This window comes from Achromobacter sp. NCFB-sbj8-Ac1-l, from assembly GCF_052695805.1.
Window position 1 is genome coordinate 3,911,243 of the sequence record NZ_CP199812.1, and the last position, 13,870, is coordinate 3,925,112.

At 67.0% G+C, this 13,870-nt stretch carries 10 protein-coding genes and 1 riboswitch; of the genes, 5 read left to right on the forward strand and 5 right to left on the reverse strand.

Going from position 1 to position 13,870, the window contains the following annotated elements:
* Positions 1 to 59: 59 nt before the first annotated feature.
* Positions 60 to 992 (reverse strand): alpha/beta fold hydrolase, encoded by a 933-nt coding sequence (locus ACUDP5_RS17850; protein WP_445656765.1) that lies wholly within the window; start codon positions 990 to 992, stop codon positions 60 to 62.
* Between the two features lie 145 nt (positions 993 to 1,137).
* On the opposite strand from ACUDP5_RS17850, the gene ACUDP5_RS17855 reads away from it, so the two are divergent.
* Positions 1,138 to 1,692, forward strand: a complete 555-nt coding sequence (locus tag ACUDP5_RS17855) for a hypothetical protein (protein WP_445656766.1) — start codon at positions 1,138 to 1,140, stop codon at positions 1,690 to 1,692.
* A gap of 131 nt (positions 1,693 to 1,823) precedes the next feature.
* A complete protein-coding gene (gene cfa / locus ACUDP5_RS17860; RefSeq protein ID WP_445656767.1) occupies positions 1,824 to 2,999 on the forward strand; it encodes a cyclopropane fatty acyl phospholipid synthase in 1,176 nt (391 codons plus the stop codon).
* A 64-nt stretch (positions 3,000 to 3,063) separates the two neighbouring features.
* On the opposite strand, the gene ACUDP5_RS17865 is transcribed toward cfa, so the two are convergent.
* On the reverse strand, positions 3,064 to 4,671 hold the full coding sequence (locus ACUDP5_RS17865; protein ID WP_445656768.1) for a GMC family oxidoreductase: 1,608 nt from the start codon (positions 4,669 to 4,671) through the stop codon (positions 3,064 to 3,066).
* A gap of 145 nt (positions 4,672 to 4,816) precedes the next feature.
* On the opposite strand from ACUDP5_RS17865, the gene ACUDP5_RS17870 reads away from it, so the two are divergent.
* Together ACUDP5_RS17870 and ACUDP5_RS17875 are read left to right on the forward strand one after the other, a co-directional pair.
* Positions 4,817 to 5,704 (forward strand): LysR family transcriptional regulator, encoded by an 888-nt coding sequence (locus tag ACUDP5_RS17870; RefSeq protein WP_445656769.1) that lies wholly within the window; start codon positions 4,817 to 4,819, stop codon positions 5,702 to 5,704.
* 199 nt (positions 5,705 to 5,903) lie between these two features.
* Positions 5,904 to 6,779 (forward strand): energy transducer TonB, encoded by an 876-nt coding sequence (locus ACUDP5_RS17875; RefSeq protein ID WP_445656770.1) that lies wholly within the window; start codon positions 5,904 to 5,906, stop codon positions 6,777 to 6,779.
* Between the two features lie 57 nt (positions 6,780 to 6,836).
* Here the strand turns inward: ACUDP5_RS17875 and ACUDP5_RS17880 are convergent, their stop codons facing one another.
* Complete coding sequence (locus ACUDP5_RS17880; RefSeq protein ID WP_445659186.1) at positions 6,837 to 9,212, reverse strand: DNA internalization-related competence protein ComEC/Rec2; 2,376 nt, start codon at positions 9,210 to 9,212, stop codon at positions 6,837 to 6,839.
* 250 nt (positions 9,213 to 9,462) lie between these two features.
* Positions 9,463 to 10,233 carry a S1 family peptidase gene (locus ACUDP5_RS17885; protein ID WP_445656771.1) on the reverse strand — a complete coding sequence of 257 codons (771 nt, stop codon included), beginning with the start codon at positions 10,231 to 10,233 and terminating at the stop codon, positions 9,463 to 9,465.
* A gap of 165 nt (positions 10,234 to 10,398) precedes the next feature.
* Positions 10,399 to 10,538: riboswitch (TPP riboswitch) on the forward strand.
* A 72-nt stretch (positions 10,539 to 10,610) separates the two neighbouring features.
* On the opposite strand from ACUDP5_RS17885, the gene thiM reads away from it, so the two are divergent.
* Positions 10,611 to 11,426 (forward strand): hydroxyethylthiazole kinase, encoded by an 816-nt coding sequence (gene thiM / locus ACUDP5_RS17890; protein ID WP_445656772.1) that lies wholly within the window; start codon positions 10,611 to 10,613, stop codon positions 11,424 to 11,426.
* Positions 11,427 to 11,559: 133 nt separating this feature from the next.
* On the opposite strand, the gene ACUDP5_RS17895 is transcribed toward thiM, so the two are convergent.
* On the reverse strand, positions 11,560 to 13,668 hold the full coding sequence (locus ACUDP5_RS17895) for a TonB-dependent receptor (RefSeq protein ID WP_445656773.1): 2,109 nt from the start codon (positions 13,666 to 13,668) through the stop codon (positions 11,560 to 11,562).
* Positions 13,669 to 13,870 lie beyond the last annotated feature (202 nt).

Here is a 13,870-nt window from a genome sequence, read left to right on the forward strand (position 1 = left end):
CCCATTAGGGCCTGTTAACACTAAAAGGAGTCTCGCAGGAACCGGCGGCCCGCCCCGCCTCAGCCCAGCAGAAAATCCGCCACCGACGTCACCTGGCTGTCCGCCATCAGCGTCGGCGCGTGGCCCACGCCTGGCACTTCCAGCACCTGCGCACGCGGATTGCGCTGGCGCATTTCGTCGGCCGTGGCGCGGGTCAGCAGATCGGATTGTTCGCCGCGCACGATCAGGATCGGGCAATCGATCGCGTCATACGAGCGCCACAGCACCTGTTCGCCCGCCGCGAGTTCCTCGGGCGTCATCGCCATCGGCTGGGCCAGCGCCAGGTCGTAGTGCTTGACCCACTTGCCGTCCTGCTCGGGATAGACGAAGCGCGCCAGGTGTTCCCACTGTTCGTCGGTATGCGGCCCGAAGGTCCCGGAATTGGCGCGCAGGTTGGCCACGGCCTCGGCAAACGAGCCGAACGCGCCCGGTTCGCCCACGTACTGGCCGATGCGAGCCAGCGCGCCGGTTTCCAGGCGCGGGCCGACGTCGTTGAGCACCAGCTTGTCCAGACGCACGCCGGCCTGCGGCGGCAGCATGCCCACGTGCGGGCGCAGCGGCAGCATTGCCCGCGCAAATGCGGCGGCGCCGGCCAGGCCCAGGCCGATCAGGCCGCCCATCGACGTGCCCACCCACGACAGGCGGGCGGGCCGCAGCCGCGCCACCAGCGTCACCATGTCTGACACGTACTGCGGCACGGTATAGAACGCCGGGTTCACCAGCCAATCGGAACGGCCCCGCCCCACCACGTCGGGGCAGACCACGCGGTAGCGGCCAGCCAGCCGGCGCGCCAGGGTATCGAAATCGCGGCCGCTGCGCGTCAGGCCGTGCACGCAGACCAGCACCTGGTCGTTGGCCGGATCGCCCCACTCCCAGTACGCCATGCGGTGCAGGCCCGCCGGGCTGGCGCAGGTGACGAATTCCAAACGGGGTTCCAGGCTTGCGTCCGACATCGTTGTGCTCCAAATGGCCGGCGCCCGCCCAGGTGGCGGCGCCGCGCATGGGCGGTATCTTATCGGAAGCGTGGGGCCCGCCCTGCCGCCCTGGCCTAGAATGACGCCGTTGCCCTAACCCCCGCCTTCAGGAACCCATCGCGCCATGCTCGGCGGATACATGCTCAATGGCGACTACGTCGCCCCGGCCCTGACCTTCATCGCCGCGCTCTTCGGCGTGCTGATCCTGGGCTTCGTGGCAGCAAAGCTGGCCTGCCCAGGCACCCGCCGGCAACTGCTGCTGGCCTGGCTGCTGACGCTGATCCTGCTGCCGCCCTGGCTGCTGGTGCTGACCGCCGGCGACGACATCTTCGGCGTCGTGACGATCGCCCGCTATGCCCTGGCCCTGCCCGCCTTGGCGGCACTGTGGGGATTGCGGCGCAGCATCCGCGCCTTCAAGGCCCGGCACCCCGCCCTGCCCCCACTACCCAGAAAACCCTGGCTGCTGGTGGCTTTGGCGCTGGCGCTGTTCGGCCTGCTGGACTATCTGTCGCGCCACCGCTACGACGCCCCCATCGCCTTGAACGACACCATCGCCTCCATGGTTTTTATCGGTGCCGCCGCATTGTTGCTGGCAGGATGCGTCTGGGCCTTGCGCAGCAGCATACGTTGGTTAAGATTGGCGGGTCCCGGTTCGGCGACCGCGGGTCCGCGGCGCTGACAGCCCGCTGAAATTAAATTGCCTATCGGCACGATTCAATCATTAAATTGGAATCCCGACGCCGGTCCGGCGAGAGTTATGCGCTTCGAGCATTGCCACATCAGTCAGTCCCGAATTGATTTGGAGTCACTATGCAACAAAGCAGTCCGTCATCTCAGCTAAGCACTCAACACACCGAAACCGCCCCGCCTGAGCCGCCCAAGGTACTGCAGGACCTGCTCGGGCGAGCGGACGTCCAGATCAACGGTTCGCGCCCCTGGGACATCCAGGTTCATGACAAACACATGTACGAACGCGTCTTCGCCAGCTGGTCGCTGGGCCTGGGCGAGTCGTACATGGACGGCGAATGGGACTGCGAACAGCTGGACGAACTCTTCACCCGCCTCTTGCGCGCCGACATGGGGTCCGCCGCGCTCGGCCTGGCCCGCGTCAAGCTCATCGCCGAACACCTGCGCCACAAGCTGTTCAACCTGCAATCCAAGAGCCGCGCCTTCGAAGTGGGCGAGCAGCACTACGACGCCGGCAACGACGTCTTCGAGGCCATGCTCGACAGCCGCATGATCTATTCCTGCGCCTTCTGGGAAAACGCCGACACGCTGGAAGACGCGCAGGAAGCCAAGCTGGACATGATCTGCCGCAAGCTGCAGCTCAAGCCCGGCGAAACGCTGCTGGACATCGGCTGCGGCTGGGGCGGGCTGGCCAAGTTCGCGGCCGAGCGCTACGGCGTCAAGGTCACCGGCGTGACCGTGTCCAAGGAACAGCTGGCGCTGGCCCAGGAACGCGTACGCGGCCTGCCGGTGGAATTGCTGCTGCAAGACTATCGCGACCTGCAGGGCCGCTTCGACAAGGTCGTGTCGGTGGGCATGTTCGAACACGTCGGGCCCAAGAACTACGACACCTACTTCACCAACGTGCAGCGGCTGATGGCGCCCGGCGGCATCTTCCTCTTGCACACCATCGGCATCGCCTCGACCAGCCAGAGCACCGATCCCTGGATCGACCGCTATGTCTTCCCCAACGGCAAGCTGCCGTCCGCCCGCGAGATCACTACCGCGGTCGAAGGCCGCTTCATCGTCGAAGACTGGCACAACTTCGGGGCCGACTACGACCGTACGCTGATGGCCTGGTGGGACCGCTTCCAGCGCGCCTGGCCGCAGCTGCAAGAACGCTACGGCACGCGCTTTTACCGCATGTGGCAGTACTACCTGATGTGTTGCGCGGGCTTCTTCCGGTCGCGCGAAGGGCAGCTGTGGCAGGTCATCCTGACGCATCCGCAGCGCCAGGAAATGTACCGTTCGCTGCGCTGAGTCTGTCGGCCCGGCGGCGCTTGCGCGGGCCGAACCGCGCAAGCGTTCCGGTTACGCCGCCCGGCTATGCGGCGGCATCTTCCAGGATCATCTGCGCCGCCCGTTCGGCAATCATGATGGTCGGCGAATTGGTGTTGCCCGACGTGATGGTCGGCATGATCGACGCATCCGCCACGCGCAGGCCCTGCAGGCCATGCACCCGCAGCCGCGCATCCACCACGGCGCCATCGTCCGCCTTGCGGCCCATGGCGCAGGTGCCTACCGGGTGGAAGATCGTCGTGCCGATCTTGCCGGCCGCTTCGCGCATTTCGGCCTCGGTCTGGTACGACGGGCCGGGCAGCCATTCCTCGGGTTGATAACGCTGCAACGCGGGCGCCGCGCTGATCCGGCGCACCAGGCGAATGGCATCCGCCGCCACCTTCAGGTCCTGTTCCTCGCGCAAATAGTTCGGCGTGATCACCGGCGGCTGCGCGCCGTCGGGCCCCTGCGCATGCACGCTGCCGCGCGACGCCGGCCGCAGGTTGCAGACGCTGGCCGTGAAGGCATCAAAACCGTGCAGCGGCTCGCCAAACGCGCCCAGCGACAGCGGCTGCACATGGAATTCCAGATTGGCGCGCGCCTGGCCAGGGTCTGACTTGGCAAACGCCCCCAGCTGCGACGGCGCCATGCTCATCGGCCCGCTGCGATTGAACACGTATTCCAGGCCGATGCCCGCCTTGCCCCACCAGGTCGATGCAATGCGGTTCAGCGTCTTCACGCCCCGCACCTTCAGGATGACGCGCAACTGCAAGTGGTCTTGCAGGTTCTCGCCCACGCCCGGCAAGGCGTGGCGCAGCGTGATGCCGCTTTCGCGCAGGCGCGCCGGTTCGCCAATGCCCGACAGTTCCAGCAATTGCGGCGTATTCACCGCGCCGGCCGCCAGCACCACTTCACGCGCGGCGCGCACGCTGCGGGACTGCCCTTCGCGCCGCAGCTTCACACCCACGCAGCGCGTGCCGTCGAACAGCAACTGTTCGGCATGCGCGCCGGTCATCACGTGCAGATTGGGACGCTGGCGCACCGGCCGCAAGAATGCCTTGGCCGTATTCCAACGCCAGCCGCGGCGCTGGTTCACGTCGAAATAGCCCACGCCGAAATTGTCGCCGCGGTTGAAATCCTGCACCCGCGGAATGCCTTCCTGCTGGGCCGCGTCGGCAAAGGCGTCCAGGATGTCCCAGCGCAGGCGCTGCGCCTCGACCCGCCATTCGCCGCCCGCACCATGGCAATCGTCCGCACCGCGGTAGTGGTCTTCGCTGCGCTTGAATACCGGCAGCACCTCGTCCCAGCGCCATGACGGATCGCCCGCGATATCGGCCCACTCGTCGTAATCCTGCCGCTGGCCGCGCATGTAGATCATGCCGTTGATCGACGAGCACCCGCCCAGCACGCGGCCGCGCGGATAGATCAGCGAGCGTCCGCCCAGGCCGGGCTCGGCGCCGGTGCGGTACATCCAGTCGGTGCGGGGGTTGCCGATGCAGTACAGGTAGCCCACCGGAATGTGGATCCAGTGGTAGTTGTCGCGGCCGCCGGCTTCCAGCAGCAGCACGCGCGTGGCCGGGTCCCGGCTCAGCCGGTTGGCCAGCACGCAGCCGGCCGACCCCGCCCCCACGATGATGTAGTCGTATGTCTCCATTGGCGCTTCTTCTTTTAGGTGTGTAGTGGCTGCGCCACTGTCGCGCAGCCCGCGGGGGCTGTCCAATGAATTGTTGAAAAGCGCTTTATAAGTCTCTTTAATAATGGGTATCGCCCCGCTGGGGCATCGCCACCGGACTCGCCCCATGGACTTCAAGCACATCCGCACCTTTGCCGCTGTGGCGCGCGTGGGCAACCTGACCCGCGCGGCCGAACACCTGCACCTGACCCAACCCGCGCTGAGCCTGCAGCTCAAGAGCTTCCAGGAAGCGCTGGACCTGCCGCTGTTCACTCGCACCGCCCAGGGCCTGGCGCCCAACGCCGACGGCCGCGCGCTGCTGCCCTCGGCCCAGCGGGTGCTGGACGCCCTGGACGACTTCGAACGCGCCATCGGCGCGCTGCGCACGACGGTGCAGGGCGAACTGCGCCTGGGCACCATCCTGGACCCCGAATTCCTGCGCCTGGGCGCCACGCTGCAATACCTGGTCGAGCACTATCCGAAGATCCGCCCCACCCTGCGCCACGGCATGTCCGGTTCCGTCGGCCGCCAGGTGCGCGCGGGCGAGCTGGACGTGGGCTTTTTCCTGGGGCCGCAAGAAGATACCCGCGGCCAGCCGGCCCTGCATGCGCTGCCGCTGGCGGCGTTCTCGTATTACGTCGTGGCGCCCAAGGGCTGGGGCGCGCAGGTGGCGGGGCGCGGTTGGCGTGAAATCGCCGCCTTGCCGTGGATCTGGACGCCGCCCGACTCCGTGCACCATCGCCTGTTGGCCGGCAAATTCAACGAGCTGGACGTCACCCCCAACACGGTGGCCGAAGTCGACCAGGAAGCCTCGATGCTGGACCTGGTGCGTTCGGGCGTCGGCCTGACGCTGGCGCGCGATTCCATCGCGCTGCGCGAATCGCAGGCGCATGGCCTGGTGCTGGCGCCGGGCCTGGCGATCCAGGCGGAACTGGCCTTCATCACCCTGGCGTCGCGGCGCGAAGACCCGTTGGTGGCGGCGGCGTTTGCGGCGGTGCAGGCGGCGTTTGCGTAGGCGTTTGCGTAAGAGGTGGCGCAACCGGCTGTGCCCGCAAGCGATGGCACAACCCGCATGCCCGCAAGCGACGGCGCCTTCGGCTCGCCCAGCCTCCCGCGTCCCCTCGGGTATGCTCGCAACAACGCACGGGCGGCATCGCCCACCCCCACCCGGAGAACTCTCTATGCGCTGGCGGTCCCTCGCATCCCGCGTTGCCATGATCCTTGCCGTCACACTGGCCCACCCTGCCCCGACCCTGGCGGCCGCGCCTGCCAACCAGGCCGAATGGAGCAAAGCGGTGCAGCGGCGGCTGATCAGCCGACTGGATTTTCCTCGCGAAGCCCAGCATCTCAGCGGCACGCTGGCGCTGTCGCTGAACATTACCGTACTGCGCAACGGCGCCATCTACGACGTCACGATCGCGCGCTCGTCGGGCCATGAAGCGGTCGACAAGGCCACGATCGCCATGGTCCGCCGCGCCGCGCCGCTACCCGTGTTTTCCGCGGACATGACGGAAGAGAAAACCTCGCTCACCTTGCCGGTGCGCTTCCAGATGGAAGACAACGACCCCGCGCCCCCGGCCGTCGCGCCCAGGCGCTACGTCGACCCGGCCACCGGCTTTGGCGCAACGGTGTCCGCTCCCTTTCAGATCGGCGCGGCGCGCCAGTCGGGCCGCTACGACGCCCTGATCGAGATTTCCGCCCCCGAGGGCTTTCCACCCGTGGCCCCCGGCGCCAAGTTCTTGTGCCGGGCGGGATTCACGGCCACGGCGGCCGACGCCGACACATCCAAAGCCCCCCAGGGCGCGCAGGCCTATGACGCCCTGGTCGCCGCCGCGACCCGCCAGCAGCGCACGCTGCGCGGCACCATCGAACAACTCGACGTCTTCGACCAGCCCGGCCGGCGCGGCATCGACTACATCGTTGCGCCGGGTGCCGGTCCGGACCATGAAGACACCCGCCAGTACATCGCCGACTGGACTCGCCCCGAAGGCCGCATCCGCCTGGCCTGCGCCACCACGCGCGACGCCATGCCGGGCGCGTTGGCGACGTTCCGGGCGATACGGGATACGGTGATTGTGGATCGGCGTTGACGCGGGGATGGTTGATGCGTCAAGGCTGAAAGTCGGGCGACAGACTCGAACTACGCATCAACGGCCATGCCAGTAACGCCGCCCCACGTCCCGCTGCGCCCACACATCCAACACCCCTGCACGTGATCGTGCCATCACCGCGCCATCCCGATCGCTGCGCCAGAACACCGCCCCCGCACGCGTCCAGCGCAATTCCACCGCCCGCGCCGGATGCCGGAAACGATTCAGATACCCCGCCTGCGCAATCACATGCGCCGCGCCGGACGCCGCAACCAGTTCCCGGCTGGACGACGACGCCGAACCATGGTGCGGCGCCATGACGATATCCGCCGGGGCCAAGCCCTGCGCGACCAATTCCCTTTCTTGCGCCACGCCGATATCGCCCGTCAGCAACAGCGCGTGCTCGACGCCCTCGACGCGCAGCACGCAGCTATCGGCATTGCGATCCTCGACTCGCCCGCTGGTCCCGCCCGCCGGGTGCAGGAAGCTAAACGTGACGCCATCGACCTCCCAGCCTACGTCACGAGCGCAGCCCAGTACCTCGCCCGGCGGCGGCGTCGGCAAGCCTGCGCCATCCGGCCACAGGCGCGCATCACGCCGCAGAAACGCCGCCAGGTCAAAGGACGCGTAGCTGCGCGCCACCGGCACCGCCGCCAGCACCGACCGCGTGCCGCCCACATGGTCCGTGTCCGCGTGCGACAGCACCAGCACATCCAGCGCCCCAAGGCCGCGGGCCTGCAGAAACGGCGCGATCACCCGTTCGCCCGCATCGCTACCGCTGAAACTGCGCGGCCCGGCATCGAACAGCAGCGCCTGGCTGGCCGTTTCCACCAGAATGGCGCTGCCCTGCCCGATATCCATCGCGCTCATGTGCCAGTATCCCGGCTCGGGCCGATCCGGCCGCCAGCACAACAGCGGCGCCATGCACAGCCACCCCAGCCGCCGCGCCGGCCAGCCCGGCGCCTGCAACGCCCAGACCATGCCCGCCACCGCCAACGCCAGCCAGGGCCACGGCGCCGCCGCCACCGAAAAACTGGCCCAGCGCGCATTGCCCACCCACGCCACCACGATCATCATGAGGTCGAACCCGTACAGCCCCGCCTGGCCCGCCAGCGCCGCGGCAGCCGCCACCCCCGGCGTCACCGACAAGGCCGCGCAGAGCAGCGCCAGCGGCGTCACGAAAAACGTCACCACGGGAATCGCCACCGCATTGGCCAACGGCGAACCCAACGACACCTGGTGCACCAGATACGCCAACAGCGGCGTCAAGCCCAGCGTCACCACCAGCTGCAAGCGCGTCGCCTGCCCCAGCGTCGTCGCCCAACGCTTGCGCCAGCCCGCGTCCGCATCGCGCGGCGCATCGGCAATGCGCAGCAGAATCGCCACCGCGCCGAACGACAGCCAGAACCCCACCGACATCGGCGCCCACGGATCCAGCGCCACCACCGCGGCGGCTGCGCACGCCAGGATGCGCCCGGCCGACATCCGCAGCCGCGACACCGCCGCGGCCAGCACCACCGACAACATGAAGAACGTACGCCGCGCCGGCACGCCCCACCCCGCGATCAGGCAATAGAACAAAGCCACCGCCGCCGCCGCGGCGCCGCCCGCGATGCGCGACGGAATGAATTCCGCCAAGCCGGTCCCGCGCCACCGCGCGCGCCGCCACCCCGCGGCCAGCAGCAGCCCCGCGATGCCGGCAATGGACGTGACATGCATGCCGCTGATCGACACCAGATGCGTGATGCCGCTGCGGTTGAAAAGGCGCCAGTCCTCGCGCGCCACGCCGGCCTGGTCGCCGATCGCCAACGCGATCAGCACCGGCGCATAGCGGTGGTCGCCCAGCGCCCGGCGCAGGCCCTCCCGCACATGATGGCGGGCGCGTTCAATGGCAATGCCCGCGGATGCCCAAGGCTGGTCCTCCAGCAAGCGGGGCTGCCCCCGCACGGTGCCCGTCGCCCGCAAACCGCGCGCGAACATCCGCGCTTCGCTGTCGGGCGCGTCGGGGTTGAGCAAGCCGCTGGGCCGGCGGAGCACCAGCGCCATGCGCCATACCTGGCCGGGCATCAGCAAGGGTTGGTTCGCCTGCCCACCGGGCGGCGACAGCCACGACACCAGGATGCGCGACGGCATGCCGGCACGCGCGGGCGCCACCTGCTCGCCCACAAAGCGCTGCCCGCGCGCATCGCCATCGGGCAGTTCCGCCACCCGCAGCACCAGCCGCGCGACCTCGTTCTGGTGTTCGTCGGCCAGTGCGTCGCCCAGCCGCAGTTGCGCTTGCGCGGCGGCGTTGAGGGCGCCCAGGCACAGGCCGATAGACGCAGCCGCACAAAGCCCGACGACGCGCCCCGGCCAACGCCGCCAGGCCACCAGCGCCACGATGCAAACGCCGGCCGCCGCCACGTACGCCGCCACGCCAGGCAGCGCAGGCAGCAGCTGCACCCCTCCCGCCCCCGCCACGAAAGCCAGGCAAAACAGCCGACCGTTGATGTCCGTCTCCTGAAACGGACTAGCGTAACGATGCGAGATCTGGGCAGACGCAGCAATGAATGAATTTGTCTATCCCGGTCTACCGCCAGTTCAGGGGCAACATACTGAAGTTGAACTTGCTGGCTGCCGGGCCGTGAATATTCGGACGTTCAATAACGTCCGTTGCGACCGTTCTGCACACAATGCGCGGACCTCAGCGGGTGCGTGTCCCAAAACTGTCCCAGTCTTCATGCAGCTCTCTACCGAAGTCCGGAAAACAGTGTGCCACCAGGTTTTTTTGATTTTTGCTCCATCGAATGAAAACACCAACCAACCTCAAGCCAAGCGAGCCGGACACGGGATTAAAAAGCAGCTGCGCCACAGGCGATCCGCTCATGCCCTTCAGATGAGGAGCGCTCTTTGCCGCGCTCGTGGCTTCGGTATATACGTACTTAGGGTCATAGGGAAAGATAAGCGTGCCGGCAATTGGGTCACTCTGGAATGAATGGCTGATCACGCTATGCACGTGCAGACCCTGCCCTGGCTTGCGCGAGTCGAATCGATTGCGAGTTTCCGGATATCCAAAAATAATGAAGGACGAAGTCGCCAGCATTTCAGGGCGCCGTCCTGACACGATGGAGGGCAGCGTATTTACAGGCAACGACGCGGGAATGTCCATGAATGCACAATCCTCCCTCTCACTACCCAAGAACTTCGTACCGTCCAGCGCGATGTGGTGACCGTTTACGATTGCCCCAAATCCTTGACGACTCTCGATGAAGTCACTCACGACGTGAAACGCCGTGACAATCGTTAGCCGGTCTCCAATACTGGCGATACACCCGCTACCTACCGTCAAGACGGTGTTCGGAGAATGGGGTTTACCAGAATGAAAGGAAACCAGGCACTTATGCCATTTCTTCAGTATTTCATTGCCCAGGGACAAAGAAGCGAAATCGGGATCCACGTCCAGAATTGACTGCATGAGCATTCCTCCATTCATTCAAGGGCGTCCTTTTCTAACGGCATGAACTGAATACTCTTTATGACACTCTCCCCGTCACAGCGCTCCCCGTCTGGCAACCCACGGCGATGCCAGTTTCAAAGCCCCTTCCGCTTGACAATCCCCCCCGCCCCCTCCGAACATACCTCCATCCACCCGGGGAGCTTCGGCAAGAAGCTGAGAATCCGATAGCGGGGCCGGCGTTCATACGCCAACCCTTGCGGCGCGTAGACCCGTTGAACCTGATCCAGACAATACTGGCGTAGGGATGGTGCGGCCACGCAAGCGCGCCCGAAGCCCGGCGCGACGCATCCCCGCCCTTCCTGCCCAGTCCTTCTCTTACGCAAGGACCCGCCGGCATGACGCAATCGACCCCTTCCCTATTGGCCCAGGCCTCGCAAGACCTCTACGCCGCCGTGCGCCGCGACGCGCCGCTGGTGCAGTGCCTGACCAACTTCGTGTCCATGAACACGGCGGCCAACACGCTCCTGGCCATCGGCGCGTCGCCCGCGATGGTGCACGCGGTGGAAGAAGCCCCGGAATTCGCTCGCATCAGCGGCGCGGTCGTGATCAATATCGGCACCCTGTCGGCCCCCTGGCTGGAAAGCATGCTCAAGACCGCGGCGGCGGCGGCGGATGCCGGCACGCCCTGGGTGCTGGACCCGGTGGCCCACCATGCCACAGCGTTTCGCCGCGACGCGGTGCAGCGGCTGCTGGCCCTGCGCCCGGCGGTGATCCGCGGCAATGCGTCGGAAATCATCGCGCTGGCCGGCGGCCAAAGCGCCAGCAAGGGCGTGGACGCGCGCGACCCGGTGCAGTTGGCCGAGCAAGCGGCGCGCGACCTGGCGCGAGCGCAACAGACTGTGGTGGCGGTGACGGGAGAAGTGGATTTCGTGACGGATGGCACGCGAGAAGTGCGCGTCACCGGCGGTTCGCCATTGATGCCGCAGGTCACCGCCACGGGGTGCGCGCTGACGGCGGTGGTCGGCGCGTTCGTGGCGGTATCGAAGCAAGACGCCTATCCGGCGGCCGTGGCGGCGCTGTCCTGCTTCGGCATCGCTGGCCGCCGTGCGGGAGCGCTGGCTGACGGCCCGGGCTCGTTCGCGTGGCGGTTCCTGGATGCGCTGGCCGCACTGGAAACGGACAGCCTGACGCGGGAATCGCCGCTGCGCTAAGGCGCCAACGGCAGCCTGCCCACGCCATTGCCCAGCCCTCCGCAGACGGCACGAAAACGGCACGCAGACGGCACCCGGACGACACAAACGCCCGCATGACCGACAGGCGATCATGCGGGCGCTGTAGCCCTTCCTACATCCGGTACTGCAAGCTCAGCATCGCATTGCGCGGCGCGCCGGGCATGTTCAGGTTCGGACTGCTGCCGTGCGCCGACACGATATAACCGGCGTCAAACAGGTTGTACATATTCAGCTGCACCGAATACGGCCCCTGGCGCCACCATGCGGCGGCGTCCGCGGTGACGTAGCCCGGCAGCTTGACCGTATTGCCCGGATTGGCGAAACGCCCACCCACCAGGTTCAAGCCGGCGCCCACGCCAAAGCCATCGCCCAGGTCCTTGGTGACCCAGACGTTGCCAGCATGGCGCGGCGTCAGCGTGGCGCGCTTGCCTTCGACATCCTTGCCGGCGTCACGCGCCACCGACTGCGTCACGCGGGCATCCAGGTAGGCGTAACCCAGCATCGCGCGCCAGCCGTTGGACAAGTCGCCCGACAGCGTCCATTCGGCGCCATCGGTGCGCTGCGTGCCCACCGGCACCAGCGTGTTGGTCACGGGGTTGGTGACCTTGATGTCGGTGCGCTCCAGGCGGAACACGGACACGGTGGTCGACAGCCTGCCATCCAGGAAGTCGTACTTGGCGCCGACTTCGTAGTTGGTGGTTTTTTCCGGCGCCAGGTCGACGTTGTTGGCGGCCAGCGCAAAGGCTTCACCCGATGGCTGGTACGAACGGCTCCACGACACGTAGTAGGACTGCACGGTGTCCGGCTGGAACACCAGGCCCAGGCGCGGGCTCAGGTTCGAATCGGTGCGCGACAGGTTGCGGCCCGTGCGGCGGTCTTCGGTCTTCTGCTCGAAACGGTCGCGGCGCACGCCGCCCAGCACCTTCCAGTATTCCCCCAGCGACACCATGTCCTGCACGTACAGGCCCAGCGTGTTGAAGCGGCCCAGGTTGTCGGACCCGGGCGCGCCCTTGACCTGGCGCTGCAGCGTAGGCAATTGCGGGTCGAACAGGTTCACGGTCGCGACGTTGGCGGCCGAGTAGTTCACCAGGTCTTTGTTCTGCTGGCCCACTTCGACGCCGTACAGAATGTCGTGGCGCACCGCGCCCCACTGCACGCGCTGCATCAGCTCGGTCTGGTTGGTCCAGCCGTGCTCGTCGCGCAGCACGTTGCCGTGGGTCAGCGACACGGTCTGCGCCGCCTCGTTGACCGTGCCCGGCAGCGTGTTGTTGCGGTTCAGCGTGTAGTGGTAGTAGCGCGTGGCGTTGCGCAACGACCAGTTGTCGTTGAAGCGGTGCGTGAGCGTGCCGGCGTACGACTGCACCCGGGTCTGGGTGTAGTCGGTATCGCGGGCGTTCTCGGCGCCGTAGTAGGTGGACGGGTCCACGTCCACCGGGCGGCCGTGATAGGCCGGAATGCCGAAGTCGGTCAGGCGGCGGTCTTCCAGGAATTCGGTCTGGATCAGGTAGGTGGTGCTTTCGCCCAGCTTGAACTGGGCCGACGGTGCAATCGCCTTGCGGTCGATGAATTGCTTGTCGCGGTAGCTGTCGCCCTTTTCCACGGCGCCGGTCAGGCGCCAGGCCATGCTGCCGCTTTCGTTGGAACGGCCCAGGTCCACATCCAGCCGGCGGTCGTTCCACGAACCGTAGCTCAGGCCCACCTGCGAGATGTCTTCACCCGGCTTCTTGGTGACGCGGTTGATCAGGCCGCCCGACGAGCCGCGGCCGTACAGCACCGCCGCCGGGCCCTTGATCACGTCGATGCGTTCGACGTTGGACAGATCGCGGTAGTACAGCGCGTCGTCGCGAAAGCCGTCGACGAACTGGTCGGCAATGGCGGTGAAACCGCGGATCGACACCTGGTCGCGCTGGCCGTCGCCGGTAGAGAAACTGACGCCCGGCACGTTCTTCAGCGCGTCCTGCACCGACATCGCATGCTGGTCGCGCAGTACCTGCGCCGGCACCACGTTCACCGTCTGCGGTATGTCGCGCAGCGGCGCGTCGATCTTGGTGGCGCTGGTGGACGCCGGCGGGTTGTAGCTCTGTTCGGGGTCCGCCTGCCCCGTGACGCTGATGGCGGGCAAGGTGGCGGTGGGCGCGGCGCTTTGGCCGTGGGCGGGGGCCGAGGCGGCCAGGGGCGCCAGGGCGAGCAAGGCGGCAGAGAGGGAGCGAGGGGCGTGCATGGCCAGCGAGGTCTTTCTGAAGTCGTTTGAAATGAAAGGATTCGCCATTCTCTTGACAATGAGAATCGGTCACAATCGTTTTATCGTTTCGTTGCCGCCAGGCCACGATAAATAAGACGCCCGTCTAATTCAGATATTTTTCAGCTTGCCCATGGCACGCGGGCGCGACGCTGCCGGCGGGCGCAATGTCATGCCCGGGTCA